Raw genomic sequence first — 25,877 nt, 5'->3', positions numbered from 1 at the left:
CAGGCTGTCAACGCCTCTGGTCGAAATCGCATGCATCCAAAGAATTTGAGGCCGCTTTCAGCTTGATGGCAAAACAACACGCGCAGTCGATAGGTCATTCCCCTGTTGACAGCGGTGCAAATTCCGCAGACATTTGTTCTGTCAGATCGCATTACGTTCTGTCAGATAGAACAATAACAACATGGCGCGAAGTGTCAGCACCTCCAGAATCAGTGAGCACTGCCTTCGCCCCAGTCAGGAGGTGATCCTTTGATCCCATACACCCCTCCCTTTGATGTGTGCGCCTGCCCACACGCTCGCACGCTCATTTACCTGGCATCGGGCGCAAGGCTCAGCAAGCGTCTCCTGACCACTGACTCGAAAAGCGACGCGCTGCCGGTCGCGGAACCTGAACAGACCGAGCCGCGCATGTGCTCTGCCGGCTGAATCCATGAAGCCTTGAAACGGTGCGCCTGGCGCACGGGTTTCGTTCGGCCGGAAAAAAGCGGGCGTTGACTTCCCGCACCCGACAAAATCAATAAAAAGGGGCACCCATGTTGATCTTCCTGAGTTACGCCATGATCGCCTGCTTCATGTATCTGATCATGAGCAAGCGTCTGTCGCCGCTGGTGGCGTTGCTGCTGGTTCCCATCGCTTTCGGCTGCCTGGGCGGCTTCGCTACACAGCTGGGCGGCATGATGTTCGATGGGGTGAAGATGCTTGCCCCCACAGGCATCATGCTCACCTTCGCCATTCTGTACTTCTGCATGATGACCGACGCCGGGTTGTTCAACCCGCTGATCAAACTGCTGCTTCGCCTGGTCAAGGGCGATCCTCGCAAGATCGTCGTGGGCACAGCGGTGCTCGGATTGTGCGTGGGGCTGGATGGCGATGGCGCTACGACCTATATCATTGCCACCGCCGCTTTCCTGCCGCTGTACCGCTTGACCGGCATTCGCTTGCAGGTCATGGCAACCGTGCTGCTGATGGCCATCGGGGTGATGAACATCCTGCCTTGGGCGGGCCCTTTCTCACGCGCCGCCAGTGCCATGCACGTGGACATCACGGCACTGTTCTTCGAGATGATTCCGATCATGGTCGCGGGCGGTGTATGGGTCATCTTGGCCGCCTGGTGCCTGGGGCGCATGGAGTATCGCCGCCTGGGCCTGGTGAGTGTGAGCGAAGACGAAGTGCTTGAGGGCTACGCACACATACGCCTGAACGACCCACGCTTTGTGTTCAATCTGGTGCTCACCGGCGCTCTGATCACCTGCATGATGCTCAGCCTGATGCCGCTGCCGATTCTGTTCATGATCGCATTCGGCCTGGCGTGCCTGGTCAATTTCCCCACTTTGCAGCAGCAAAAGGAAGTCATCGCACGGCATGCCGACAACGTCCTGGCCGTGACGCTTCTGATATTCGCGGCAGGCGTCTTCGTCGGCATCATGGGCGGCACCGGAATGATCAAGGCCATCTCGGAAAACCTGGTCACCATCCTGCCGCAGCAGTCTGGCCACTACATGTCGGTGATTACCGCACTGTTGAGCATGCCTTTCACCTATGTACTGACCAACGATGCGTTCTATTTTGGCGTGTTGCCGATCCTGGCCGAAACGGCCGCCCACTATGGGATCGACCGTCAGGAGATGGCCGTTGCCTCCCTCATCGGTCAGCCCGTGCATTTGCTCAGCCCGTTGGTTGCTTCGACTTATCTGCTGTGTGGGCTGCTGGATATCGATTACGGTGACAACCAACGCGTTTCACTGAAATGGACGGTTGGAACGGTGCTCGTGATGTTGGTAGCCGCCATAGGGGTGGGCGCGATCACCGTTCTCAACTGATAGAACAGGAACGCAGAAGCGTAGATCCGCAGGGCCGAACCGGAACCGCGTTGTCCCCCTCGCCAGCCGCCAGGCGCCAGACGCCGAGGCGGCGGAGCGCGCCATGCAAGCCTCCGAACAGGCGCAAATGAATCCGCCGGGCGTTGGCCCGTGCCACGATTCTCCTCTCAGGCGCTTGCCCTGACCGTCCGGTCCTGAAAAGGATTCGCAGCGTCTATAACGCGCCTCATCGATGGCACTGATGATGACTATCAAAAGCCCCGCCTGTCTGATCGCCGGAAGCGCCCTCTATAATCGCCTCCCCTTTTTCTCCGCTCCTGCGCCTGCCTACAGGCGACCATTCCCTTCGGAACTCCGCATTATGCCCAACACCCCCCAAGCCATTGATGGCCTCCCCGAACATAATCAACAAAGCGTCAAACAGCAGTGGCTGGCGATTCTCTCGGTCGCCGTGGGTGCCTTCGCGCTGGTGACCAGTGAGTTTCTCCCGGTGGGCGTGCTCAACGATGTCGCCAGCGACCTGGGCATCAGCGCAGGCCACGCCGGTCTGATGGTGACCCTGCCCGGCATCATGGCTGCCCTCGCCGCTCCCTTGCTGTCTGTAGGCATCGGCGCCATGGACCGTCGCTATCTGCTGATCGGCCTGACGCTGATCATGATCATCGCCAACTCGGTGGTGGCGTATGCCAGTGACTTCAACCTGCTGCTGTTCGGCCGCGTGCTGCTGGGCATCAGTATCGGCGGTTTTTGGGCGACGGCGATTGCTCTCAGCGGCCGCCTGGCCCCCAAGGGCGTGGGCGTCGCTCAGGCCACCTCGATCATCATGGTCGGCGTGACCTTGGCGACCGTGCTGGGCGTGCCCGTCGGCACCTGGCTCAGTGGCCTGATGGGCTGGCGCATGACCTTCCTGGTCACCGCGCTGGTGGGCATTCCGGTGCTATTGGCGCAGATCTTTCTGCTGCCGCGGCTCAACCCGGACAAGGCCATTCGCATCAGTGACTTGCCGGCCCTGTTTATCAACCCGCAAGCTCGGGTCGGGTTGATCGCCGTCTTGCTGATCGGCCTGGCGCACTTCGCCGCCTACACCTATGTCGCGCCGTTCTTCAAGGAAAGTGCCGGCTTCGATGGGCCGACCATTGGTTCGCTACTGTTGCTCTATGGCGTGGCTGGAGTGATCGGTAATATTTTCGCCGGCTTCGCGGCCAACCGCAGTGTGCGTCACACCTTGCTGCTGGTCGCGCTGATGATCGGCATCAGCACCGCCCTGTTCCCCCACTTCGCTACCGGCATGACCGGCGCAGCGATGCTGATCGCACTCTGGGGCTTCGCTTTCGGTGCCTTCCCGGCCTGCGCGAGTATCTGGATGTTTGTCGTAGCGCCCAAGGATGTCGAGCGCGGGATGCCGCTGTTCGTCGCCTTGTTCCAGGTGATCATTGCATTGGGTTCGTTCTTTGGCGGGCAGATCGTCGACCAATTGGGCAGCTCAGTGCTGTTGAGCCTGGCCACGGCGCTGGTGGGGTGCGGCTTTGTCACGGTGCTTGTGCTGGGCCGCAACGTCAGCAACAACCTGGCGGCCCAGCCCGGCTGACCGAGTCGATGAGGCTTGCGCCGTGAAATTGCCGGCGGCAGTTACCATGTGCCAGGTCCGGGTTGCGCCGCAGTGAGAGGCACTTCCTGCCGAGTGTAATGAGGTCCACGGCACACTGAGTGTGTGCTCGGCGACCCCTCTCGGCCCGGCCGCTGCCATGCAAACTCGAGGATAAATCCAGTCGCCTTTACGGCGACTTTTTCCTGATGCGCGCTGCCGCGTGCCTATCGACGAGTGTCCGCCTCCTCGGCCGGATAAAACTCGCCTTCCCTTCCGGTCTTTTCCAGCTGTTCGCGGACCATCTTCTCTACGCTGGCCACTGCGGCCTGATCGTCAGGGTTGACCAGTTGCAAGCACAAGCGCCGGGCATTCTGATCATGAGTGCCCTCGCTGAGCATTTCGTGGGTAAAGACTTGTTCGCCACGCCACAGGCACAACTGGGTATGAGTCCCACCGAGCCATATCTCGTTGATGGGTCCCAGGTCGGTGGTAGCCAGTTGGTCCACGGTGATCGTCTTGTCCATTGCACTGTACCTTTTCATTGAGTCGATACAGCTCAGACGTACAAGCGCAGCGCGTCGTTCCCGGTATCTCGCCAATGGTCGAGGACTCCGGGTCGAGGATGCAGCACAGCGGACCGTTCGAGACTGGAAACCGGTGCGCTGAGCGGTTGATGTCCCCAGACTGTTTATCTTCATGACCGATCAGGCCGACTGCGCAGCGCGTATGGTCACGCCTTCATGGATCAGTGCTTCCCGTATGGCCCGAGCGAAGGCTGCAGCTCCAGGTTGATCGCCATGAATGCAGAGCGTGTCGGGACGCACCGGCACCCTGGTGCCGTCAAGCGCAAGCACATACCCTTCACGCAGCATGCACAGCACCTGGGCGACCGCCTGATCGGCATCGGTGATCATCGCGCCGGCATGGCCGCGCGGGGTCAATGAGCCATCCGCCTGGTAGGTGCGGTCGCCGAACACTTCGTGACGCACCGCCAGGCCCGCTGCTTCGGCGGCCCGGGTCAGTGCGCTGTTGGCCAGTCCATAGAGGTACAGCGCCGGGTCGAAATCCCTGACAGCTTCACAGATGGCTTGGGCCAGCACGGGATCGGCAGCCGCCTGGTTATACAACGCACCGTGGGGTTTGACGTGTTGCAGCCTGATGCCCTGCGCCGCGACGAACGCGCTCAACGCGCCCACCTGATACAACACGCACTCATAGACCTCGTCAGGGCTCAGGTTCATCTTGCGACGACCCAATCCCTGCAAATCCGGAAAGCCTGGGTGCGCACCCACCGCCACGCCTTTGTCTACCGCTGCCGCCACTGTATTGCGCATGATCCGCGGATCACCGGCGTGGAAGCCGCAGGCGATATTGGCCGAGGTAATCTGCGCCAGCACCGCCTCGTCATCACCCATGCGATACAGACCGAATCCCTCGCCCAGGTCGCTGTTCAAATCGATTTCAGGCATGTGTGCACTCCAGTTGCGTGAGCAGTCGCGCGCGCTGTACGGCCAGCAGTTGGGCGTGCTCCAGGGTTGTCAGTTCGAACACAACCTTTTCGCCGGGCAGGCGCTGGGCCAGCAGCGGCAGGTCGACGCTGATGACATTTGCGATCCGTGGGTAGCCGCCGGTGGTCTGGCGATCCGCCATGAGTATGATCGGCTGGCCGCTGGGCGGGACCTGGACGGTGCCGAAGGTGACGGCTTCGGAGAGCAGTTCCAAAGGCGCTTCGAGTTCCAGGGCGGCGCCTTGCAAGCGATACCCCATGCGCTCTGAATCATGGCCGATGCTGTACGGACCGTTGAGCAGGTGATGCCGCGCCTGATCCGTGAACGCCAGCCACTCACCACCTGCAATGACCCGGATCGGCGCGTCGGCCTCCCGTTCAATGGCCCGCGTCAACGGCTTGGGCAGCACGATCCTGGGCGGGTTGCGGAAACTGGAAGCCACCCCCAGCCGGTCACCTGCGACCAGGGCTCTGCCCAGCACACCTTCATAAGCGCCGCGGCGGTAAGTGCTGACGCTGCCGAGCACCGGTTGGACCGTGAAACCGCCCGCGACAGCGAGATAAGCGCGTGCGCCGTTCTTGCGCGTGCCGAACGCCAGGACCGAGCCGGGTCGAACCCGGACAGCCGTCTCGGGTGGCAGCGGCTGGCCATCGAGCGTTGCGCCCAGATCAGCGCCGGCGATGGCAATGAGTGTGCCGGCATCGAAGCGCAGGGTCGGTCCCTGGAGTGTCATTTCCAGAGTGCCGCAATCGAGCCTGTTGCCCACCTGCAGGTTCGCCAGCTTATGCGCCAGAGCATCCATCGGACCGTTCACCGGCACGCCGATGTGCTGATAACCGGTGCGTCCGACATCCTGAAACGTGGTGCAGAACCCCGGCTTTAGCACTTCAAGGGTCATGAAAAGCGCTCCTCGTTCAGGATCGACGCAAAGGTCGAGGCTTCGATGGGCACGAAGCGGACCTTGTCTCCGTTCTGCAGCAGGCAGGGTTCTTGCCGGCGAGCGTCAAACAGGGTCAGCGGCGTACGGCCGATCAGGTTCCAGCCACCTGGCAGTTCCAGCGGGTAGATCACTGACTGCCGATTGGCCAGTCCGATGCTGCCGGCAGCCACCTTGGTTCGCGGGGTGGCCTTGCGCGGCGGGGCCAGTGAAGCGTCGAGCACACCGATGTAGGGATGGCCAGGCGCAAAGCCCACCATCAGTACATCCAGCCACTGGCCGGTATGCAGCTCGATCACCGCTTCAGGCGCAATGCCCAGGGAAGTCGCGACCTCTTCAAGGTCAGGACCGTGCTCGCCGCCGTAGCACACAGGAATCTCGATGAGCCGGGGGGCATCGGCTTCGGCAGTCGCGGCCTTGCGCATCACCGCTGCAAGCTGGTCCGCCAGTGCCGCGTAGGGGCTCTGCCCCTCCGTGTGGGTGACGTGTTCCGGTCGGTAATGCACACCCACGCAGACCATTGCGGGCACGATATCGGTGATGCCGACCAGCTCACCGCGCAGCACCGCTTCATTGAGGTGCCTGGCGCAGCGCGCCGCCTGGCGGTTGGCTTCCGGGCTCAGCACCTGGGCGAATGTCAGTATCAGGCAGCTGTCCCCGGCCGGGGACATGGCCCACGTCTCGGCACACGCACTGCCAAGGGGGGCTTGGCGTTGCAACATGTTTATCTCTCTTACCGGCGTGCCGGGTTACCGCTGCAACTGCTGGCCTGCGGTTTCATTCAGGAACAACAGGGATACCAGGCTCAAGGCGGCAGCTCCTGCAAGGAAGTAGCCGGGCATCAGCAGGTCGCCCGTGATCCCGATCAACGCCGAAGACATGTAGGGAGCCAATCCGCCGCCCAGGATCGCGCCCAGGTTAATGGCGATGGCCATGCCGGTATAACGGACGCGGGTCGGGAACTGCTCGGCGTAGGTGGGGTAGCCCACCGACTGGACGATCGGCATCGGCAGCGTGGCAACCAGCAGCGCCAGCGCGGCGATCCAGATCGACGCACCGTTCATCACCATCATCATCGGCACCACCAACAGGATGTAGCCACTGAAACCGATGGCAAGGGTGCGCCGTCGCCCCAGACGGTCGGAAACCGCGCCCCAGAATGGCATCATCGCCGCGACGATGAAGCTGATGCTGGCGATGACCCAGTAAACGTGGGCTTTCTCGAATTTCAGGTACGTGGTCAGGTAGATGTTCATGAACACGATGCCGATGAAGTAGCCCACGTTCTGCCCGAACGCCAGGATCACCACGCGCACCACCTTGCCCAAATGCTTGCTCATGACCTCACGCACCGGTGCCGAGGGCGGCTTTTCCTTCTCCAGGAATGCCTGGTACTCCGGGGTTTCCTCGACGTTGTGGCGCATCTTGCAGGAAAGGATCACCAGCGGCACGCACAGGAAGAACGGTATCCGCCAGCCCCATGCCTGCAGGGCCTCGGGACTCAGCAGCAAGGTGACCACGCCGCACACGCAAGCTGCCGTGCCGCCGCCGATGGCAACGCCTACCGGGGTGAACGAACCGAAAAACCCTCGTCGATGGGCAGGCGCGGACTCGGCAACGAACGCCGCTGCACCGACCACCTCGGCGCCTGCGAAAAAGCCTTGGGCCAGACGGATCAGAACCAGCAGGATGGGCGCGATGATGCCCGCCTGGGCCGCCGTGGGCAGGAATCCGATCAGCGCGGTGGACACGCCCATGCCGATAACCGTCGTCAACAGTACGCCGCGGCGGCCGATGCGGTCACCCAGACGACCCAGGATGATTCCGCCCAGCGGCCTGGTGAGAAATGCACTGCCGAATACCGCAAGTGAAGCCAGCAAAGCGGCGGCAGGGTTATCGCCGGGAAAGAACAACGGCGCAATGATCGCGGCCATGTAGCCGTATACACCAAACTCGTAGTATTCGACGGCGGTGCCGGTAGAGGCCGCAATCGCAGCGCGGCGACTCACGGATCGGCTGTCAGAGGCGGTGGAAGCATGATCGGAAGCAGCAGCAGACGAAACGTCTGCGCCACCAGGGGCTAATACGCGAGACATAGATCACCATTCACAGAACCAACGGATTGTTAGTAAAGCGGTCAGTGCCGCCTGTTTTTATGTGCTTGCCGGTCAGGACAAGCCGGTTGTGATGGGCAGTAGCAAGAAGGCGTAGCAATTGGGCATTTCTTATTGAGGTCGTCGCGGCAAGGGGGAATCACCTCAATGCCGCGTCGTTGATCACTTGGCGAACAGCAGGCTCATGTCCTTGAAGGCCTTGAATTCCAGAGCGTTACCACACGGATCGAACAGGAACATGGTGGCCTGCTCGCCCACCTGCCCTTTGAACCGGACATAAGGTTCGATCACGAACCTGGTTCCGCGGGCTTGCAGGCGTTCAGCCAGGGCTTCCCATTCATCCCAGTTGAGGATGATGCCGAAGTGCGGAACCGGAACGTCGTGGCCGTCGACCGGATTGGTGTGAACCGATTCCTGGCTCGCCGTCTTGGGATGTTCGTGGATGACCAACTGATGGCCATAGAAGTCGAAGTCGACCCAGTTCGAGGATGAGCGGCCTTCGGCCAGGCCGAACAGATCACCGTAGAAAGTGCGGGCGGCAGGCAGGTCGTAAACGGGGATCGCGAGATGGAAAGGAGAAAGGCTCATCGTAGGCTCCGGTTTTTTCGTGTTATGGGACGCTTCAGACAGAGCGGACCTGATGTCCGGCCAACTGCCTCTGGCCCCATCATAGGGGTGGCTTAAAAACAAAAAAAACAATATATTTTTTGATGATCAACAAAGGAAATCTATGAATGATCCGTGAGCTCAAGACCCTGATCGCTGTCGCCCGGGAAGGCACATTTGCCGCCGCAGCGCAGAAGATCGGCCTGACCCAGGCCGCCGTGAGCGCGCAGATCGCCCGACTGGAAGCCGAGCTTGGCATGGAGCTGTTCGACCGGACGGGACGCACTGCCCACCTCAACGCCGTGGGTTACCAGACCCTGCAGCAGGCACATGAGCTGATCCGGATGTACAACGAACTCGGCTCCCCGGCCCCTGAAACCCAGACCCCGCAGCTGGTCACCATGGGCGCGATTGCCTCGATACAGCGCATGCTGCTGCCCAGCGCCCTGGCCAGGTTCCACCAGCAATGGCCCAACTTCCGCACGCGAATCCTGCCTGGCCTGTCCATGCAACTGCTTGACCAAGTGGACGCCGGCGAGGTCGATCTGGCAGTAATCATTCGCCCGGCCTACTCGCTGCCCAGCGACCTGAAATGGGTTGCGCTGGCCAGCGAGCCCTACCGCCTGCTGGTGCCGCAGGACACACAAGGTGACGACTGGCCGGAACTGATGGCTTCGCAACAGTTCATCCGCTATGACCGAACATCATTCGGCGGGCGCCAGGTCGACCGGTTCTTGCGCAAGATGCATATCACGCCCCGTCAGGTCAGCGAGCTGGATGAACTTGAAGCCATCGTCAAGCTAGTGGCCCATGGAGTGGGCGTGGCGCTGGTGCCGGAAACGCTAGGTCAAGGGGCATGGCCCGACGGGGTACGCGCTCTGGATCTGCGCGAGCACACGTTTTATCGAGAAATCGGCCTGGTCTACCACCCCAGGCGGAACACCCATGAGCCGGTCATGATTCTTGCCGGGCAGATCGAAGACCTTGCCCGGCAAGTTGCCCAGCGCGAATAACAGCGCCGCAAGGTACGAACCCCAGGAGGCACCGTAACGGCCCGCGTGGCGCCGCAGCGCCGTTGTCGGCCTCGATTTGCGGGGCGTTTGTGCAATTGCTTGTCCGGCCCACCCGGTCAGTCGAATAACGTGCAAAAATTCATTTCTGTCATTCGGCCCGAGACATCCCATGAGTTTTAAAAGCCCCGAGCATTCATCACTTACCTTTCTCTCGGGTGGCGGAGAAATGGGGGCGCTCATTCGGGCCCACGACTGGATATCCACGCCTTTAGGTGCGCCGGAGACCTGGCCGCAATCGCTCAGATCCGCCATCGGGATTTGCCTTCACTCCAGCTTCCCTACCGCGATCTACTGGGGAGGTGATCTGTGCCTTCTTTACAACGACGCATGGCGCTCGGTAGCGGGAGAACGGCATCCAGCAGCGCTGGGGCGAACCGGCAGATCGGTCTGGGCAGATATCTGGAATGTGGTCGGCCCGCAACTGGAGGCGGTGACCCAGTCTGCGCAGGGATTTTCCGCTTTCGATCAGTTGTTGCTGATGGAGCGCCAGGGCCATATCTGCGAGACCTACTGGAACTACAGTCTGACCCCGATTCTGGGAGAGGCCGGTGTCGTTGCCGGCGTGTTCAACCAGGGCCATGAGACGACAGATCGTGTCCTGAGTGACCGCAAGCGTGAAGCCGATTCGCTACGCCAGCGTCGCATGTTCGAGCAGGCTCCAGGGTTCATCACCATCCTCGGCGGCCCCAACCATACCTTTGAATTTGTAAATGAAGCCTACAAGCGCCTTTTCGGCGACCGGGACTTCGTCGGCAAGACCATTTACGAAGCATTCCCGGAACTGGGCGGCCAGGGTTATTACGACTGGCTCGATCAAGTCTTCATCACCGGCCAACGATTCGCCTCACAAAGCACGCCCATTCGGCTGGTTGACGAACATGGTGTCGCCGAAGAGCGCTTCCTCGATTTCATCTACGAACCTCTGTTGGATGAATCCGGCAAAGTGACCGGCATCTTCTGCGAAGGCTTTGATGTCACAGAGGCGCATTTGTCACGCTCGGCCCTGGAAGCCAGTGAGGCGGCGTTGCGTGAAGAAAGTCGTAACCTGGAAACGCTGAACCGGGTGAATGCCGAACTGGCTGGCGATCTCGATCTGGAGCGGCTCATCCAGACCGTGACGGATGCCGGGATAGATGTGACGGGCGCAAAATATGGAGGCTATGCCCAGAACGTGGCCGACGAAGCCGGGCAAAGGCTTCATCTGTTTACTTTGTCAGGGGCCGAACGAGGTGACTTCGCCCGGCTATCCACACCCCCCGCAACGCCCTTGTTCAGCCAGACATTCAGCGACAGCGGCGTCGTTCGGGCCGACGACATCCTGATGGATTCGCGTTATGACACCTCCGTCCCTTACTGCGGGCTTGCGCTGGGCCACCTGCCTATCAGGAGCTATCTGGCAGTGTCGGTGGTCTCGCGATCAGGCTCGGCACTCGGCGGGCTTTTTTACGGCCACCCGGAACCTGGGCAATTCACGCCCCGGCACGAGAAACTGATATCGGCGCTGGCCTCGCAGGCGGCGATAGCAATCGACAATGCCCGCCTTTTCCAAGACGTGAAGAACGCTAATGAAACGCTTGAGCAACGGGTAGAAGCCCGCTCCCTGGAACTGAATGCCGCGCACGCCGCGCTGCGCCAGTCCCAGAAGATGGAGGCCGTGGGTCAATTGACCGGCGGCATCGCTCACGACTTCAACAATTTGCTGGCGGGCATCATCGGTAGCCTGGAGATGATCGAGCGACGTGTTGTCAGTAATCGTACCGACGGGCTTGAACGATACGTTGGCGCAGCCCGTGACTCCGCCCAGCGTGCGGCGGTGTTGACGCAACGCCTGTTGGCTTTTTCCCGCCGGCAGACCCTTGATCCCAAACCCATCGACGTCAATCAGCTCGTCTACGGAATGCAAGAGCTGATCACGCGCACGGTCGGGCCTTCGATCAGCCTGGAAGTGGTGGGCGAAATCGGGCTGTGGCCCACCCGAAGCGACGGCGTGCAGCTGGAAAGCGCTCTGTTGAACCTGGCCATCAACGCCAGGGATGCCCTGCCCGATGGTGGGCGTATCGTGATCCAGACGTCCAACCATGCGGCGGGCAACACGCCGGAAAATGCCAAGGAGAGCGAAGGCGATTTCGTGTGCATTGCCGTATCGGACAATGGAACGGGTATCGCACCGGAGATCATCGAAAGGATCTTTGACCCCTTTTTCACCACCAAGCCACTGGGCCAAGGGACGGGGCTGGGTCTGTCCATGATCCACGGTTTCGTGCATCAGTCCGGTGGCTTTGTGCAGGCGGATTCCACCGTCGGAATCGGCACCAAGATCGCCCTCTATTTGCCGCGATACCTGGGTGCGATGGACCAGGAGACGGGAACCGAAGCTGATGGGGCAAACCGCTGCGTCGGTCGAGAAACCATTCTGGTGATCGACGATGAACCGACGTTACGCATGCTCATGAGCGAAGTGCTGCGCGAGGAAGGCTATACCGTTATCGAGGCGCCGGACGGGCCCTGCGGTCTGGAGCTGCTGCGCGCCAGGCCGAGCATAGAGTTGCTCATAACCGACGTAGGCTTGCCGGGAAGCATGAACGGACGACAGGTCGCAGACGCAGCCCGAGTAATGATCCCGGCGCTCAAGGTCATATTCGTGACCGGTTATGCCGAAACGGCAGTGACCCGCAACGGTTATTTGGAGAATGGCATGGCGGTCATCACCAAGCCGTTCGCCATGGCGCAACTGACGCTCCAGGCACGCGAGCTGCTGGATGCCGTCCTGCCGGACGAGGCGCGCGGCCAGGACGATCATCAACGTCACTGACGCGGGCCGGTCGAGGAAGTTTTAGCCCAGGCGTCATCGGGGTGGCGTCGGCACCGTCCAATGTTCGAGACTGTGCCAACGGCGCGACGACGCTTTTCTTCTGCCGAATTTACGGTCGAGCACCCGGCTTTCGCTCATGCGGCTCGTCCACAGCCACAGCCTTGTCACGTAGACAGCCCGACCGTGCCCATTGCGGCGAATTCAACCTCTATTTGCCTGCCGGCCCCGGCCCAGTAGATACCGGTCCAGCTGCCGGTCGCCACCAGATCCCCGGCACGCAACGGGGTTCCCAATGCCGCAGCGTGTCGCGCAAGCCAGGGTAGCGAGGTCAGCGGGTCGGTGAACGGATGGCCGCCGGCACTGGCCAACACGGTTTTTCCTCCCTCCCGAAGTTCGACCCGCTGGCCTGCCCAGTCCGGCAGCTGCGCCAGGGTTTGCGGCACACCGAGCACCAGTGCGCGGTTGAGCTGCTGATCGGCCAGCCGCAGCAATGGTGCGGCCTGATCGCCCTGCAACCAGCGGGTGCCGCATAATTCGATGCCAGGCAGCCACGCATCAATGGCCGTATGGAGCATCGCCCGTTCAGTGTTCTCGCCGAGATCACGGGCCAGGCGCACGATCAACTCGCCTTCGATACCGAAACCGAAGGCCTCGCCCGATGGGACGTGCCAACCCGACGCATGCACGGCCGTTGATGGCACCCTTGCGGCGCTGAGCAGTCCACCCGGCGCGCCACCGAGCTTCCAGGCGGCAGGTGCCAGGGCATCGAACCAGCCAAGGGCGTCCGCCACTCGGCGCTGCACTTCATAGGCCTGGGTTTCGCTGTTCAGGCTCAGCTCCGGCAGCGGCTGCTGGCGCCCTTCACGCCAGCCGCGAATCAGGCCGGCTGCCACGTGTTCCTCGACGCTCATAGCGGCAGCTCGGTCCGGCGCCGACGCACTTGGGCCGGCGCCGGACGCTCGCAGCGTAAAAAGCGCCCACGCCCGGCGTCACCGCGCGGCTCGCCATCCCAAACCACCTCGCCGCGAGACAGCGTCATGGCCGGCCAGGCGCTGAGTTGCATGCCGGCGTAAGGCGTGTAGTCAACGTTGTGATGCAGCATGGCGTTGTTGATGGACACCGGTTGCCCTTCGTCCCAGATCACCAGGTCGGCATCGGCGCCGATGGCGATACTGCCCTTGCGCGGGTACAGGCCATACAGTTTGGCGGCATTGGTGGAGGTCAGCGCCACGAAACTTTGCGGCGTGATACGGCCGCTGCGCACGCCTTCAGACCAAAGCAAGGCCATGCGTGTCTCGACGCCGGGAATACCGTTAGCGGTCCGGTCGAATGACGCCTGCTCGCCGTGTGCCTTCTTGCCGTCCGCGCCGTTGAAGCGAAAGGGTGCATGGTCTGAAGAAAAGATCTCGAACGAGCCGTTCTCCAGCCCGTCCCAGATCACCTGCTGGTTGGCGGAATCACGCGGTGGCGGGCTGCAAATGCACTTGGCACCTTCAAAGCTGTCGTCGCAACCCAGCGAATCGGCGGTCAGGAACAAGTATTGGGGACAGGTTTCGGCATACACTTTCAAACCCTGGCTCTGCGCCCAGCGGATCTGCTCCACGGCCTCACGGCCCGAAACGTGCACGATCAGGATCGGCACATCCACCAGTTCAGCCAGGGCGATGGCGCGGTGAGTCGCCTCACGCTCCACCAACATCGGCCGCGACGTGGCGTGATAACGCGGCGCGCTCAGCCCGGCTGCCAACAGACGCTCGGTAAGCCAGGCGATGCAGTCACTGTTCTCGGCGTGCAGCATCACCATGGCACCCTCTCGGCGCGCCACCGACAAGGTCTCCAGGATCTCACGGTCATTCAGTTTCAGCGCATCGTAGGTCATGTAGATCTTGAACGAGGTGTAGCCTTCGGCAATCAGCGCCGGCAGCTCTTCACGCAACACCTGTGGCGTGGGATCGGTGACGATCAGGTGGAACGCATAATCGATGACCGGCTTGCTGCCGGCGCGCCGGTGATAGTCCTCGACGGCCGCGCGCAAGCTTTCGCCCTTCTGCTGGCAGGCGAAGGGGATGACTGTCGTGGTGCCGCCGCAGGCAGCCGATATCGTCCCGCTGAGAAAGTCATCGGCCATCACCGAGCCGTCGCCGGTGGGCTGGTCCAGGTGCACGTGGCTGTCGATACCGCCGGGTGTGACATGCCGTCCGGCCGCGTCGATTTCCTGTCGACCCTGGGGCAGGTCCAGGCCCAGGGCGGTAATCAGCCCGTCACGGATACCGATGTCACAGCGAAACGTGTCCGCTGCAGTCACTACATTGGCGTTGCGAACAATCAGGTCGAAAGCGTGCATGTCCGGACTCCCTCAGCCGCGCGCCAACCAGGCCCTGGCTATTTCTTCACGGGTGGTGAACCACACCTCATCGTGGCTCTGTGCGTACTCGATGAATCGCTTGATGGCACGCACCCGGCCCGGCCGCCCGACCATGCGCGGATGCAGCCCGATGGACATCATTCGCAGGCCATCGGCGGCTTCTTCGTACAGCACGTCGAAACTTTCCTTCATGTATTCGAGGAAGTCCGAGGCCTGGGAAAGCCCTGGGGAGTTCCAGTAGCGGAAGTCGTTGACGTCGCTGGTGTAGGGAACGACCAGGTGCTGCTTGCCCTGGACGTCGACGAAGTAGGGAACGTCGTCGTTATACGCATCGGAGTCATAGAGAAATCCTCCCTCCTCGGCCACCAGTCGCCGGGTATGTACGCTGGCGCCGTAGCGGCAGTACCAGCCCACGGGACGTTTGCCACAGGTGCGCTCGAACGACTCGATCGCAAGCCGAATGTGCTCGCGCTCCTGGGCTTCGCTCAGACGGAAAACCTCTTCCCAGCGATAGCCATGGCTGCAGATTTCGTGGCCCAGTTCGACAGCCGCTTTCGCCACATCGGGGTTTTGTTCGAACGCCACCGCGCACGCATGAAAGGTCGCGGGGACGTCGGCGGCCTGCAGGATGTCGAGAATGCGCCAGATACCGACCCGTGCGCCGTACTCGTACATCGACTCCATGGCCAGATTGCGGACGCCGTCAGGAAACTGATAGCTGCCCCACTCGGTCATGCTCTCCTGGTCAGGGTCGCCCATTGCCAGCGAGCGCTCCGAACCTTCTTCGTAATTGATGACGAAGTTGATCGCCAGCCGGGCGCCGTTAGGCCAGGTGCCCTGAGGGCGTTGTCGGCCATAGCCGACCAGATCACGATGGGGTAATGCCATGGGTCCTGTCTCCTGCAACGATTCAACGTTAGGCAAAACCGCCAAGCCCAGGCTCAGCAGTCGATATCTTTGAGTGCATCGTGATCAGGCCCGTCCAGGTTCTGGCCATTGCGGAACGCCAGCCCCATGGCCAGCGTCTGCGCGATGCAGAAGGCGGCGGTCAACGAGCGAAAACCCAGCAGTTCGGCATCATTGACCTCGATCATCACCGACGCTTTCTGTCCGACGGGACTGAGGATGCTGTCCGTAATCGCCACGATGGGGGTCCCGGCCGCAACAGCCTGCTGACACGCGTCGATGGTTTCCTGCGCGTAGGGAGGAAAACTCACCGCCACCAGTACGTCATCGCCGTGCAGCGCACCGACCTGTTCGCGCAGGCTGCCGCCCAGGCCACTGATGTGTACGGCGCGTCTGCCCACGCGGCTCAGGGCGTAGCTGAGGTAGGCCGCCATGGGAAACGAACGGCGCATGCCGACGACAAAAGTGGTACGCGCCTGCTGCAGCAACAGGATGGCCTTTTCAATGGCCTCGACCTGCTGACCTTCCGCCAGGTGCTCAAGGGACACGATGTTGGCCCGGCTGAACGCCGACAGCATGGCGCCGACGTCAGTCGGGTCGTCGAGCAGTTGCTCGCCACGGTAATGCCGGATGCGCTCTTTGAAACTGCCCTGCCCGGCTTGCTGCAATGGCTGCTTGAACAGTTTCTGCAAATCGCTGAACCCGCCGAACCCCAACGCCTGGGCCAGCCGGATGAATGCAGAAGACGGTATGCCGGAAATCTTCGCCAGCGCAGCCACGGTGTTCAACGCAACGTCGTGCGGGTGCTCGGTCAGATAATGGGCGGCATCACGCTGGCGCGCGGTCAAGCGTTCCTGGTGTTCAACGATGGCCGAACGCAGCTCGGCCAGTGTCAGGGGTACAGGCATAAAATCGCTCGAAAATTCAGGAAGGACGCAGTTCGGTGATTGCCTGGGCAAGATGCGCCACCAGGCGCTTCATTTCATCGACGCTGTTGTAATGCGCGATCGATACGCGGACCACGCCGCCGTAGCGGGTCAGGCCAAGCGCTTCGATCAAGCGGCGGGCGTAGAAATCACCGTAACGAATTCCCATTCGATGCGCATCGACGCGTCGAACGATCGCTTCGGACTGGATACCTTCGACCACAAAACTGATGGTGGGCACACGGTCGCCGTCGGTCACACGCGGCTTGCCGATGATTCGTACCCCCGGCGTTTCGCGCAGAAAGGCCAACAGGATCTCGGCCAGACGATCTTCCTGCACCTCGAAGGCATCGAAAGCGGCCTGCATCAACTGGCGCTCGCTGCCCATGGCGCCCAGCTGTCGGCCGATGTCGATCAGGTAATCGCTTATTCCGATGCAGCCGTAGGACAGTTCATAGTTGAGGTTGCCGGGCTGAAGCTTGTAAGGAATGACGTCGCGCCCGATGAAAAAGTGGTTAAGGCTTGGCAGCTCCAGCAATGCTTCGCGCTTGCCCCACAACACGGCAAAGTGCGGGCCGAAGGTCTTGTAGAAACTGAACACGTAGTAATCGGCACCGCTCGCTTGCACATCCACCAGTCGATGAGGCGCGTAGGCAACCGCATCAACGCACAATTTACCGCCCACCGCATGAACCTTGCGCGCCACCTGGGCCACGGGGTTGACGCTGCCGAGAATGTTCGAGGCATGAGTCATCGCCACGTAGCGGGTTTTTTCGCTGAGCAACGCGTCCAGATCATCAAGCTCAAGTTCAAGGCTGTGCGGACTCACGGCCCATACCCGCAACGTCGCGCCGCGCTCTTCGCACAGGCGCATCCAGGGGCCGATATTGGCTTCGTGATCGCAATCGGTGACGATGATCTCGTCACCGGCTTGAATCGACGGCGCAATCGCGCGGCAGAGGATTTGCAGCAGGTGCGTGGTAGAGCCACCCATTACGCACTCTTGCGGATGGGGTGCATTGATCAACCTGGCGACCGATTCACGAGCCTGCATGACCCGCGCGCCGGCATCAACCGATTCGCTGTAGGAGGCACCCAGTTGCACCGCACTGTTGAGCAGGTAATCGCTGATACGGTCGGCAACCGGCTTGAGCACGGCAGAACCGCCGGCGTTGTCGAGGTAGGCATAACCGCTGCTCAGTGCAGGAAACTGGCTGCGTACGTAGTCGATATCCAGAGCTTTCAAGGCATGTTCTCCACAATCTGATCAGTGATGCAGGATCGCCTGCAAGAACGCACGGGTTCTCGGCTCTTGCGGGGCCGTGAAGAAATCGTGCGGATTGTTCTGTTCGATGATTCGGCCGTTTTCCATGAAGATCACCCTATCGGCGACCTTGCGGGCAAACCCCATCTCGTGAGTGACAACAACCATCGTCACCCCGGAACGTGCCAGGTTCTGCATGACGTCCAGCACCTCGCCTACCATTTCAGGATCGAGCGCGGAAGTGGGCTCGTCGAACAGGATCACCCGGGGTTCCATTGCCATGGTGCGGGCAATGGCCACGCGTTGCTGCTGTCCGCCGGAGAGCTGGCCGGGGTATTTCTCCGCGTGCGCAGCCATCCCGACCTTTTCCAGTAACAGGCGCGCCCGTTCATTGGCATCACGTCGGGACATGCCCCGTACCCGCACGGGCGCCAGCGCAACGTTGGCGAGCACGGTCAGGTGCGGATACAGGTTGAAGTTCTGGAACACCATGCCGACCTCGCAGCGAATGCCCGCCAGCTTCGGCCCGTTTTCCACGCGCTGATCGGCAACGCGGATGTCGCCTTCCTGGTATTCCTCCAGCAGATTGATACAGCGGATCAAGGTCGATTTGCCCGAGCCCGAAGGGCCGAGGATAACCACCACTTCGCCTTGATCGACGCTCAGGTTGATATCCGCCAGAGCCTGGAAGGCCCCATAGAATTTGGCCACTCGTTGTATTTCGATGACGGTGCTCATGCGCCTTTTCTCCCGGAGGCACTGCGTCGTTCATGCCAGCTCACCAGCTGCACGAGTGGCAGCAACAGCAACAGGTACATCACCGCGGCACCCACCAACGGCGTCGGATTGGCCGCCAGCGCCTGAGCCTGAGTGGCTTGCTTGAGCAGATCCGGCATGGCCACGACCGACGCCAAGGCGGTGTCTTTCATGACGTTGATGCAGTTGCTGGTCATGGGCGGCATCACGATTCGCATCGCTTGCGGCAGGATGATGTCGCGCATGGTGTTGAAAAAGCTCATGCCCTGGGACGCGGACGCTTCGAACTGTCCGCGTGGAATGGCCTCGATTCCGGACCGGAAAATCTCGGCCGAGTAAGCGCAGGAAACCAGTGACAACGCGGCAGTCGCTGCTGCAAAAGAAGACAGGCGAATGCCAACAAACGGCAACGCGTAATAGATCAGCACGAGCAACACCAGCAGCGGAATGGACCGCAGCACGTCGATGTAGACTCGCGCCAGCCAGCGAATCGGCGCGTACGCGTAGAGCCGCAGCATCGCCAGCAGCAGGCCGCCGGCCAGCCCCAGAATGATGCTGACAACGCCCAGCATCACGGTCACACCAAGGCCGCGCAGCATCAGTGGCAGCGCATCGACGAACACGCTCCAGTTGAAGAAAGTCTGTAACAACTCCATTGCGATTCCTTGGTGGAAATGGGCTGAGGTAGCAAGCGTCGGGTCAGTACTTACCGGCGCTGTGGTGGCGGCGCGCGAAGTCGGTGGTCAGCAGAGTGGCTACTTGAGCACATCCACCACTTTCACCGTGCTGGACTCAGGGTCGGCATCAACACCGAACCATTTCTTGTGCAGGTCGGCGATCACGCCGTCCTTTTTCATCGACGAGATGATGTCGTTCACCTGAGCGGCTGATGCCCAGCCCTTGGCGTGCATCAGCGAATACTTTTCGCTGGTCGGAATACGCGCCACCACCTTGTATTGAGGCTTGTCCTTGATGTAGTACAGGACCGCCGGAATATCGCTCACATAGCCGTCCATGCGGCCCGACGCCAGATCGAGCATGGCAGGCGACAGACCTTCGTAGCGCGAGACTTCCTTGAACTTGTACTCGGACTGATGGGTATTCACCCACATGTCACCGGTGGACCCGGTATCGACACCCACAACTTTGCCGTCCATGTCTTTCAAACCGGTAATGCCGGACTTCGCGAGTACCGACAGGGACTGGTCACTGTCGTAGTACGGCTGGGCGAAACCCACCGATTCGAGGCGTTTGGGGGTAATCGTGATCGAGGAAATGGCGATGTCGGCACGTTTGGACTGCACGGCACTGAACAGGCCATTGAACGGTATGTTGACGAACTCGACAGTCTTGCCGGCGCGCTTGGCGACTTCCTTTACGACGTCAATTTCAAAGCCGACGATCTCGCCTTTGGCGTCCTGAAATTCCCAGGGTACGTTGCCCACGTTGGCGCCCACGGTCCAGTCGGCAGCCCAGGTAGAAGCGGAAAATGCGGTCGCCACGGCCATGCTCAAGAGTACTTTCACATTCATGTCTTGCTCCCCGATCAATCAGTCAGTTCAACTAGGCCGCCTTACCGCTTGCGCAGGCGTTTCGAGGCCCAGACTAGGATGACGGATCAAATAATTCAAGCGATAACTAGAATGAATTAAATGCTTCAATCAGGTGCGAGCATTTCCAGAATTGGTGCGAGCGCGTCGAGGCTGGCGGGCTGCGGTACGGACCGGATTCGGCCGTTGAGGGAGGTGAACCGGTGCACCGAAGCGGAGCGTGAAGCGCAGGCGAGCATCCCGCTCCGATTCTCGCCCACCGGAACTTTTTCCGACCATGACCCGAGTCTGGGCCACGCAGCGGTGCCCAGCGTATGGGTTCGCCACGTGGACGTTCCTGTGAGCCAGGCCCGGCTGATCAGGTGGACAAGGAGGAAAGTGTCGCGCCGTCTACAGCACGCCGCGTCGCGCCAGATTGCTCATGAGCGCACCCACGCCAAAGCGCCAGGGCGGGGCCTGATCGCTGGTGGCAACGCGGTTTTGAAGGCAACCCAACAGCGGCGAGGAAATACTCACCCGATCTCCCACCTTGTGGGTGAAGCCCTGGCCCGGCTGGTCGCGATCATCGGTGGGCGCGAACAGGGTGCCGAGGAACAGGACGAAGCCATCGGGATACTGATGGTTGAGGTTGAGGGTCTGCTGGACCAGATCGGCCGGGTCGCGGCTGATCTGGCTCATGGAACTGGCGCCGTTGAGCACGTAGCCGTCCTGGCCTTCGACACGCAGGGCAACTTCACAGCGGCGCACATCGTCCAGGCCGAAATGCTCGTCGAACAGACGGATGAAAGGCCCCAGTGCGCACGAGGCGTTGTTGTCCTTGGCTTTGCTGAGCAGCAGCGCGCTGCGCCCTTCGAAATCGCGCAGGTTGACATCGTTGCCCAGCGTCGCGCCCTGAATGCCGCCTTTGCTGTCCACCGCCAGTACCACTTCAGGTTCCGGGTTATTCCAGCTCGAGTGCGGATGGATGCCGATGGAACTGCCACTGCCCACGGCGGCGAGTATCGGCGCCTTGGTGAAGATCTCGGCATCCGGACCTATGCCCACTTCCAGGTACTGGGACCACATCTGCTGCTCGATGAGCACCTGTTTGAGACGCATCGCCTCGGCAGAGCCGGGGCGCAGATCACGCAGGTTGTCGCCGATGACCCCTTGTACCAGCTGGCGTATCTGTAGCGCCCGCTGCGCATTGCCGCCGGCTTTTTCTTCGATTACCCGCTCGATCATGCTCGCGGCGAAGGTCACGCCCGCCGCCTTGATCACCTGCAGATCGGTGGGCGGCAACAGGCCTGGCCGTGCAGGATCACGATGTTCGCCGCTGTTGGCGAGCAGCGCCTCCACGCTGCAAATCCGCGGGCCACCGGCCTCCCGTGCGGCCTGCAGCGGTGTATCGCTGTCGAGCAGCAGGCTCAGGGTGGGAAACTGCGCGGTGACATCGATGACCTCACCGTCACGCAATACCACGACAGCCGGACCGCCCTGCTCGCCCGGCAGCCACACGCGCCCTACCAGGGTTGCGCGTTGCCAGTCGTGGGGCATGGAATTCTCAATCGTCAGTTGCAGCGCTTGCATAATTCGTCCTTGGGCTCAGTGGGAATGGCGCGGGGGGCCGTTTTTTTCGATCACCCGCCAATGCAGGGTGGCCGGTTCCAGGCAACCGCCGGTGGACAGCTGGCCGACCAATTGCCGGTAAAGCTCCTGCCAGGGCGTTTGCGCGGGCGGCAATGCCGGTAAGGGTTCCTGACGGCGCGCTGCCAGCTCGGCTTCGTCCACCAGCAGGTTCACGCTGCGGGCATTGAGGTCGACGCGCAGGCGGTCGCCGGTGCGCAGCAGGGAAAGGCCGCCGCCTACCGCCGATTCCGGCGACATGTTGAGGATCGACGGGCTGGCGGAAGTACCGCTCTGGCGACCGTCGCCCAGGCAAGGCAGCGAATCGATACCCGCCTTGATCAGCGCGGCGGGCGGCGCCATGTTCACCACCTCGGCGCTGCCGGGATAGCCGACCGTGCCGCAGCCACGGATCACCAGAATGCAGCGCTCGTCGATGTCCAGGGCCGGGTCGTTGATCCGCGCCTGATAATCCTCAGGTCCTTCAAAAACGATGGCCCGCGCCTCGAAGCTGTTGGGCTGCAGCGGGTCGCTCAGGTAAGTGCTGCGGAAGGCTTCGCCCACCACCGACATTTTCATGATGGCGCTGTCGAAGAAATTGCCACTCAGCACGATGAAACCGGCGCGGTGCTTGAGCGGTTCGGCGCAGCTGCGGATGACGTCGCGGTCACCGGTCGCCGCGCTTTCGACGATCTCGCCCATGCTCTGGCCGCTGGCCGAACGGCAATCGCGGTGCAGGCGCCCGACCTTGTCCAGTTCGTGCATCACCGCCGGGACGCCGCCGGCGCGGTGAAAACTTTCCCCCAGGTATTCTCCGGCCGGCATGCAGTTGACCAGCAACGGCACGTCTTCGCCCACGCGCTGCCAGTCTTGCAGGGACAGATCGATCCCGCTGTGGCGGGCGATGGCGATCAGGTGCGGCGGGCAGTTGGTGGACGCACCCAGCGCCGAGGCCACCGCAATGGCATTCTCGAACGCGGCGTGGGTCATGATGTGCGACGGCCGCACGTCCTCGCGCACCAGGTCGACAATGCGCATGCCCGTGGCATAGGCCATTTGCCCGCGCTCACGGTAAGGCGCCGGAATGCTCGCGCAACCGGGCAGCGACATGCCCAGCGCTTCGGCGATAGCGTTCATCGACAACGCCGTGCCCATCGTGTTGCAGTGACCCACCGAGGGCGAGGCCGCCGTGGTGAGTGTCATGAAGCCTTCGTAGTCGATCTCCCCGGCGCTGAGCAGATTGCGCGCATGCCAGAGCACGGTTCCGGAACCGATGCGCTGTCCTTTGTGCCAGCCGTCGAGCATGGGTCCGCCTGACAGCACGATGGACGGCAAGTCAGTGGTGGCCGCCGCCATCAGGCAGGCAGGGGTCGTTTTATCGCAGCCGGTGGTCAGCACCACGCCGTCCAGCGGATAGCCATGCAGCACTTCGACCAGCCCCAGATACGCGAGGTTGCGGTCCAGGGCGGCAGTGGGCCGCCGCGATTGCTCGGCGATGGGATGAACCGGAAACTCCATGGGAATGCCGCCTGCGTCGCGGATACCGTCCTTGACCCGCTTGGCCAGTTCGATGTGGTGACGATTGCACGGCGTGAGGTCGCTGCCGGTCTGGGCGATGCCAATGATCGGCCGCCCCGACTGCAACTCGGCGCGGGTCAGGCCCTGGTTCATGTAGCGCTCAACGTAAAGCGCGGTGAGGTCCGCGTGGCTCGGGTCATCGAACCACTGCTGGCTGCGCAGACGGCGTGAGGTTGGGTCAGTCATGTCGAACTCCGGCGGTTATTCGGGCAAATGGTTGTGGCGGCGCAACTGGCGGATCAGCCCGGCATGATCGAGCTCGCCGTCACCGGCCTCGACCATGGCCTGGAACAGGCCGTTGACCAGACTGCCCACCGGCAGCGACAGGCCCAGGGAATCGGCGTGGGCGAGCGCGGTGCGAGTGTCCTTGAGTTGCCATTTGGCGGGGCCGCCCGGAGTAAAGTCGTTGTGCAGCATGCGCTGGCCGTGCTGGCGCCATATCACCGAGTCCACGAACCCGCCCAACAGCGCTTCGTGCACCCTGGCCGGATCGGCGCCGCCGCGTTCGGCCAGCAGCAGCCCTTCGGCCACGGTGGCGATGGTGCTGGCGACGATCAACTGGTTGACCAGCTTGGCCAATTCGCCGGTGCCGGCCGGGCCGACATGCACCGCTCGACCCAGCGTTGCCAGAATGGCGCGCCCCTGCTCGAAGGCGTCGGGCTCGCCGCCTGCCATGATCGCCAGGCTGGCATTACGGGCGCCGCGTTCGCCACCCGATACCGGTGCATCCAGATAGCGCAGCCCCAGCCTGGCGCACTGGCGCGCCTGCTCGACCGCTGCGTCCACGGCGATCGAGCTCATGACGATCACCAAGGCATCCGGCGCCAGGGCCAGGGCAGCGCCCTGCTCGCCGAACAGCACCTGGTTGCAGGTCGGGCCGTCGCTGAGCATGCAGATCAGCGTCTGTGCGCCTTCGGCGGCTCGGGCCGCACTGGCGTGTATCTGCGCCCCGTGTTCGGCCAGCGGCGCGGTCTTGTTTGCGGAGCGATTCCAGGCCTGGACCGGGTAACCGGCTTTCAACAGGTTCAGTGCCATGGGCTGACCCATGATGCCGGTGCCGATGAACGCCACGGTGGGCTTGCTCATGCCTTGCCTCCAAGGCCGCGCACGGTCGGCTCGGGTTCACCGACCACAGCCACCTTGTTGCGCGGCATCAGTACCATGCCCAAACCTCCGGCGCCGACCAATGCGGCGATGATCAGAAAGCCCGGGGTATAGCTGCCGGTGGCGTTGAACAGGAAGCCTGTCAGGTAGGGGCCGGTGAAACCGCTCAGGTTGCCGATGGAGTTGATCAGGCCGATGCCCGCCGCCGCACCCACGCCGGTCAATACCTGGCCGGGCACCGCCCAGAACACATTGATGGCGCTGTACACGCCCATGGCCAGCAGGATGAAGCCGATCACGATGATCCATGGCTGGTTGATCAGCAGGGCCACGGCAATGGAGATGGCGGCCAGCATTGCGGCGCCGCCGGCGTGCCAGTGGCGTTCTTGCAGACGGTCGGAACGGCGGCTCCACCAGATCATCGCCACGGCCGCGACGGCGTAGGGAATCGCGGTGATCAGACCGTTCTGCATCAGGCCGATCTCCAGCCCGAACGAGGCGCGGAACGACGCCAGCACCGTGGGCAGAAAGAAGTTCATGGCGTTGGAGCCAGAGGTGATGCCGAAATACACCAGCGCCAGCAACCACACCTGCCGGCTGGCCAGCGCCTTGCGGATCATCTGGCCTTTGGTGGGTTGCACGCCGACCACCAGTGGCTTGGCGCGCTCTTCCTGCTCCAGTGTGTTGATCAGCCAGGTGCGCTGCTCGACGGTCAGCCAGTGGGCGTCCGCCGGGCGGTCGGTGAGGTAGAAGTAGCACACCATGCCGAGAATGACGGCCGGCACGGCCTCGACGATGTACATCAGCCGCCAGCCCACCAGGCCATAGGCATCGCCCAGTTCGATCAGGCCCACTGACAACGGCGCACCGATGATCTGCGCGATGGGTACGCCCAGGTAAAAGGTGGCGATCATGCGCGCTCGATAGCGGCTCGGGAACCACAGCGACAGCAGGTAGATCACCCCCGGGAAAAAGCCCGCCTCGGCGATCCCCAAAAGGACCCGCAGCGTGATGAAATGCCCGGCGGTCTGCAGAAAGCCCATCGCACCGGCGATGATGCCCCAGGTCACCATGATGCGCGCGATCCACACCCGCGCGCCGAAGCGGTGCAGCAGAATGTTGCTCGGCACTTCAAAGATGAAATAGCCGAGAAAGAAAATCCCGGCGCCCAGGCCATAGATGGTCTGGCTGATGCCAATGTCTTCGTTCATGCGCAGCGCCGCGAAGCCGACGTTATTGCGGTCCAGAAACGCTACGACGAACAGCAGGATAAGGAACGGCACCAGGCGCCGGGTCACGCGCTTGATGGTTTGCCTTTCGATATCCGAGACATCCGGGTGTGAAGTGATCATGTCGCACGGCCTC

22 protein-coding genes are annotated in these 25,877 nt (G+C 62.0%); 4 read left to right on the top strand and 18 right to left on the bottom strand.

All coding sequences use genetic code 11. The features are described 5' to 3' along the window. Window positions 1-533: 533 nt before the first annotated feature. Together EGJ27_RS00330 and EGJ27_RS00325 are read left to right on the top strand one after the other, a co-directional pair. Entirely contained in the window at window positions 534-1,820 is a 1,287-nt protein-coding gene (locus tag EGJ27_RS00330; RefSeq protein WP_125828635.1) for a CitMHS family transporter, read from the top strand. Between the two features lie 361 nt (window positions 1,821-2,181). After that, window positions 2,182-3,408 (top strand): MFS transporter, encoded by a 1,227-nt coding sequence (locus tag EGJ27_RS00325; protein ID WP_125828634.1) that lies wholly within the window; start codon window positions 2,182-2,184, stop codon window positions 3,406-3,408. A gap of 224 nt (window positions 3,409-3,632) precedes the next feature. Here EGJ27_RS00325 and EGJ27_RS00320 read toward each other — a convergent pair whose 3' ends face one another. The 6 genes from EGJ27_RS00320 to EGJ27_RS00295 all read right to left on the bottom strand — a co-directional run bounded on the left by EGJ27_RS00320 (window position 3,633) and on the right by EGJ27_RS00295 (window position 8,555). Further along, window positions 3,633-3,932 (bottom strand): hypothetical protein, encoded by a 300-nt coding sequence (locus EGJ27_RS00320; RefSeq protein WP_125828633.1) that lies wholly within the window; start codon window positions 3,930-3,932, stop codon window positions 3,633-3,635. 180 nt (window positions 3,933-4,112) lie between these two features. After that, window positions 4,113-4,877: a LamB/YcsF family protein gene (locus EGJ27_RS00315; RefSeq protein ID WP_125828632.1), complete on the bottom strand. Its 765-nt coding sequence runs from the start codon at window positions 4,875-4,877 to the stop codon at window positions 4,113-4,115. Further along, the gene (locus tag EGJ27_RS00310) at window positions 4,870-5,814 is read right to left on the bottom strand and encodes a biotin-dependent carboxyltransferase family protein (protein ID WP_125828631.1); all 945 of its coding nucleotides are present in this window, start codon (window positions 5,812-5,814) and stop codon (window positions 4,870-4,872) included. Before EGJ27_RS00310 ends, EGJ27_RS00315 begins: the two co-directional genes overlap by 8 nt. Beyond that, window positions 5,811-6,575: a 5-oxoprolinase subunit PxpB gene (gene pxpB / locus EGJ27_RS00305; protein ID WP_125828630.1), complete on the bottom strand. Its 765-nt coding sequence runs from the start codon at window positions 6,573-6,575 to the stop codon at window positions 5,811-5,813. Before pxpB ends, EGJ27_RS00310 begins: the two co-directional genes overlap by 4 nt. Before the next feature lie 27 nt (window positions 6,576-6,602). Continuing rightward, window positions 6,603-7,862 carry an MFS transporter gene (locus EGJ27_RS00300; RefSeq protein ID WP_256672590.1) on the bottom strand — a complete coding sequence of 420 codons (1,260 nt, stop codon included), beginning with the start codon at window positions 7,860-7,862 and terminating at the stop codon, window positions 6,603-6,605. Between the two features lie 267 nt (window positions 7,863-8,129). Then, the gene (locus EGJ27_RS00295) at window positions 8,130-8,555 is read right to left on the bottom strand and encodes a VOC family protein (protein WP_125828628.1); all 426 of its coding nucleotides are present in this window, start codon (window positions 8,553-8,555) and stop codon (window positions 8,130-8,132) included. A gap of 146 nt (window positions 8,556-8,701) precedes the next feature. Between EGJ27_RS00295 and EGJ27_RS00290 the strand changes: the two genes are divergently transcribed. Both EGJ27_RS00290 and EGJ27_RS00285 read left to right on the top strand, forming a co-directional pair. Beyond that, entirely contained in the window at window positions 8,702-9,586 is an 885-nt protein-coding gene (locus EGJ27_RS00290) for a LysR family transcriptional regulator (RefSeq protein WP_125828627.1), read from the top strand. Window positions 9,587-9,755: 169 nt separating this feature from the next. Further along, the gene (locus EGJ27_RS00285) at window positions 9,756-12,458 is read left to right on the top strand and encodes an ATP-binding protein (protein WP_125828626.1); all 2,703 of its coding nucleotides are present in this window, start codon (window positions 9,756-9,758) and stop codon (window positions 12,456-12,458) included. 164 nt (window positions 12,459-12,622) lie between these two features. Here the strand turns inward: EGJ27_RS00285 and EGJ27_RS00280 are convergent, their stop codons facing one another. From EGJ27_RS00280 to EGJ27_RS00225, 12 genes are all read right to left on the bottom strand, one after another. Then, the gene (locus EGJ27_RS00280; RefSeq protein WP_125828625.1) at window positions 12,623-13,369 is read right to left on the bottom strand and encodes a fumarylacetoacetate hydrolase family protein; all 747 of its coding nucleotides are present in this window, start codon (window positions 13,367-13,369) and stop codon (window positions 12,623-12,625) included. Next, window positions 13,366-14,802: a dihydropyrimidinase gene (hydA, locus tag EGJ27_RS00275; RefSeq protein WP_125828624.1), complete on the bottom strand. Its 1,437-nt coding sequence runs from the start codon at window positions 14,800-14,802 to the stop codon at window positions 13,366-13,368. The genes EGJ27_RS00280 and hydA overlap by 4 nt, the downstream gene beginning before the upstream one ends. A 12-nt stretch (window positions 14,803-14,814) precedes the next feature. Next, complete coding sequence (locus tag EGJ27_RS00270; protein ID WP_125828623.1) at window positions 14,815-15,711, bottom strand: allantoinase PuuE; 897 nt, start codon at window positions 15,709-15,711, stop codon at window positions 14,815-14,817. Window positions 15,712-15,764: 53 nt separating this feature from the next. Continuing rightward, complete coding sequence (locus tag EGJ27_RS00265) at window positions 15,765-16,637, bottom strand: MurR/RpiR family transcriptional regulator (protein ID WP_125828622.1); 873 nt, start codon at window positions 16,635-16,637, stop codon at window positions 15,765-15,767. Between the two features lie 16 nt (window positions 16,638-16,653). Next, a complete protein-coding gene (locus EGJ27_RS00260) occupies window positions 16,654-17,901 on the bottom strand; it encodes a cysteine desulfurase-like protein (protein ID WP_125828621.1) in 1,248 nt (415 codons plus the stop codon). 21 nt (window positions 17,902-17,922) lie between these two features. Continuing rightward, on the bottom strand, window positions 17,923-18,657 hold the full coding sequence (locus EGJ27_RS00255) for an amino acid ABC transporter ATP-binding protein (RefSeq protein ID WP_125828620.1): 735 nt from the start codon (window positions 18,655-18,657) through the stop codon (window positions 17,923-17,925). Next, entirely contained in the window at window positions 18,654-19,331 is a 678-nt protein-coding gene (locus EGJ27_RS00250) for an amino acid ABC transporter permease (RefSeq protein WP_125828619.1), read from the bottom strand. Before EGJ27_RS00250 ends, EGJ27_RS00255 begins: the two co-directional genes overlap by 4 nt. A gap of 99 nt (window positions 19,332-19,430) precedes the next feature. Further along, window positions 19,431-20,207: a transporter substrate-binding domain-containing protein gene (locus EGJ27_RS00245; RefSeq protein WP_125828618.1), complete on the bottom strand. Its 777-nt coding sequence runs from the start codon at window positions 20,205-20,207 to the stop codon at window positions 19,431-19,433. Window positions 20,208-20,615: 408 nt separating this feature from the next. Further along, complete coding sequence (locus EGJ27_RS00240) at window positions 20,616-21,794, bottom strand: fumarylacetoacetate hydrolase family protein (protein ID WP_125828617.1); 1,179 nt, start codon at window positions 21,792-21,794, stop codon at window positions 20,616-20,618. A 15-nt stretch (window positions 21,795-21,809) separates the two neighbouring features. After that, a complete protein-coding gene (locus tag EGJ27_RS00235) occupies window positions 21,810-23,594 on the bottom strand; it encodes an IlvD/Edd family dehydratase (protein WP_125828616.1) in 1,785 nt (594 codons plus the stop codon). Window positions 23,595-23,609: 15 nt separating this feature from the next. Next, window positions 23,610-24,494, bottom strand: a complete 885-nt coding sequence (locus EGJ27_RS00230; RefSeq protein ID WP_125828615.1) for an NAD(P)-dependent oxidoreductase — start codon at window positions 24,492-24,494, stop codon at window positions 23,610-23,612. Continuing rightward, window positions 24,491-25,864 carry an MFS transporter gene (locus EGJ27_RS00225; protein WP_125828614.1) on the bottom strand — a complete coding sequence of 458 codons (1,374 nt, stop codon included), beginning with the start codon at window positions 25,862-25,864 and terminating at the stop codon, window positions 24,491-24,493. Before EGJ27_RS00225 ends, EGJ27_RS00230 begins: the two co-directional genes overlap by 4 nt. Window positions 25,865-25,877 lie beyond the last annotated feature (13 nt).

The sequence above is a fragment of the Pseudomonas sp. v388 genome, assembly GCF_003935425.1.
Classification (GTDB): domain Bacteria; phylum Pseudomonadota; class Gammaproteobacteria; order Pseudomonadales; family Pseudomonadaceae; genus Aquipseudomonas.
The sequence above is the reverse complement of the archived record's forward strand: the minus strand, read 5'-3'. Positions and strand labels throughout refer to the sequence as shown.

What these genes read in the sequence shown, in the direction of transcription:
- EGJ27_RS00330 (WP_125828635.1), top strand. Translation starts at nt 534, where the DNA reads ATGTTGATCTTCCTGAGTTACGCCATGATCGCCTGCTTCATGTATCTG.
- EGJ27_RS00325 (WP_125828634.1), top strand. Translation starts at nt 2,182, where the DNA reads ATGCCCAACACCCCCCAAGCCATTGATGGCCTCCCCGAACATAATCAA.
- EGJ27_RS00320 (WP_125828633.1), bottom strand. Translation starts at nt 3,932, where the DNA reads ATGGACAAGACGATCACCGTGGACCAACTGGCTACCACCGACCTGGGA.
- EGJ27_RS00315 (WP_125828632.1), bottom strand. Translation starts at nt 4,877, where the DNA reads ATGCCTGAAATCGATTTGAACAGCGACCTGGGCGAGGGATTCGGTCTG.
- EGJ27_RS00310 (WP_125828631.1), bottom strand. Translation starts at nt 5,814, where the DNA reads ATGACCCTTGAAGTGCTAAAGCCGGGGTTCTGCACCACGTTTCAGGAT.
- pxpB (WP_125828630.1), bottom strand. Translation starts at nt 6,575, where the DNA reads ATGTTGCAACGCCAAGCCCCCCTTGGCAGTGCGTGTGCCGAGACGTGG.
- EGJ27_RS00295 (WP_125828628.1), bottom strand. Translation starts at nt 8,555, where the DNA reads ATGAGCCTTTCTCCTTTCCATCTCGCGATCCCCGTTTACGACCTGCCT.
- EGJ27_RS00290 (WP_125828627.1), top strand. Translation starts at nt 8,702, where the DNA reads ATGATCCGTGAGCTCAAGACCCTGATCGCTGTCGCCCGGGAAGGCACA.
- EGJ27_RS00285 (WP_125828626.1), top strand. Translation starts at nt 9,756, where the DNA reads ATGAGTTTTAAAAGCCCCGAGCATTCATCACTTACCTTTCTCTCGGGT.
- EGJ27_RS00280 (WP_125828625.1), bottom strand. Translation starts at nt 13,369, where the DNA reads ATGAGCGTCGAGGAACACGTGGCAGCCGGCCTGATTCGCGGCTGGCGT.
- hydA (WP_125828624.1), bottom strand. Translation starts at nt 14,802, where the DNA reads ATGCACGCTTTCGACCTGATTGTTCGCAACGCCAATGTAGTGACTGCA.
- EGJ27_RS00270 (WP_125828623.1), bottom strand. Translation starts at nt 15,711, where the DNA reads ATGGCATTACCCCATCGTGATCTGGTCGGCTATGGCCGACAACGCCCT.
- EGJ27_RS00265 (WP_125828622.1), bottom strand. Translation starts at nt 16,637, where the DNA reads ATGCCTGTACCCCTGACACTGGCCGAGCTGCGTTCGGCCATCGTTGAA.
- EGJ27_RS00255 (WP_125828620.1), bottom strand. Translation starts at nt 18,657, where the DNA reads ATGAGCACCGTCATCGAAATACAACGAGTGGCCAAATTCTATGGGGCC.
- EGJ27_RS00250 (WP_125828619.1), bottom strand. Translation starts at nt 19,331, where the DNA reads ATGGAGTTGTTACAGACTTTCTTCAACTGGAGCGTGTTCGTCGATGCG.
- EGJ27_RS00245 (WP_125828618.1), bottom strand. Translation starts at nt 20,207, where the DNA reads ATGAATGTGAAAGTACTCTTGAGCATGGCCGTGGCGACCGCATTTTCC.
- EGJ27_RS00240 (WP_125828617.1), bottom strand. Translation starts at nt 21,794, where the DNA reads ATGCAAGCGCTGCAACTGACGATTGAGAATTCCATGCCCCACGACTGG.
- EGJ27_RS00235 (WP_125828616.1), bottom strand. Translation starts at nt 23,594, where the DNA reads ATGACTGACCCAACCTCACGCCGTCTGCGCAGCCAGCAGTGGTTCGAT.
- EGJ27_RS00230 (WP_125828615.1), bottom strand. Translation starts at nt 24,494, where the DNA reads ATGAGCAAGCCCACCGTGGCGTTCATCGGCACCGGCATCATGGGTCAG.
- EGJ27_RS00225 (WP_125828614.1), bottom strand. Translation starts at nt 25,864, where the DNA reads ATGATCACTTCACACCCGGATGTCTCGGATATCGAAAGGCAAACCATC.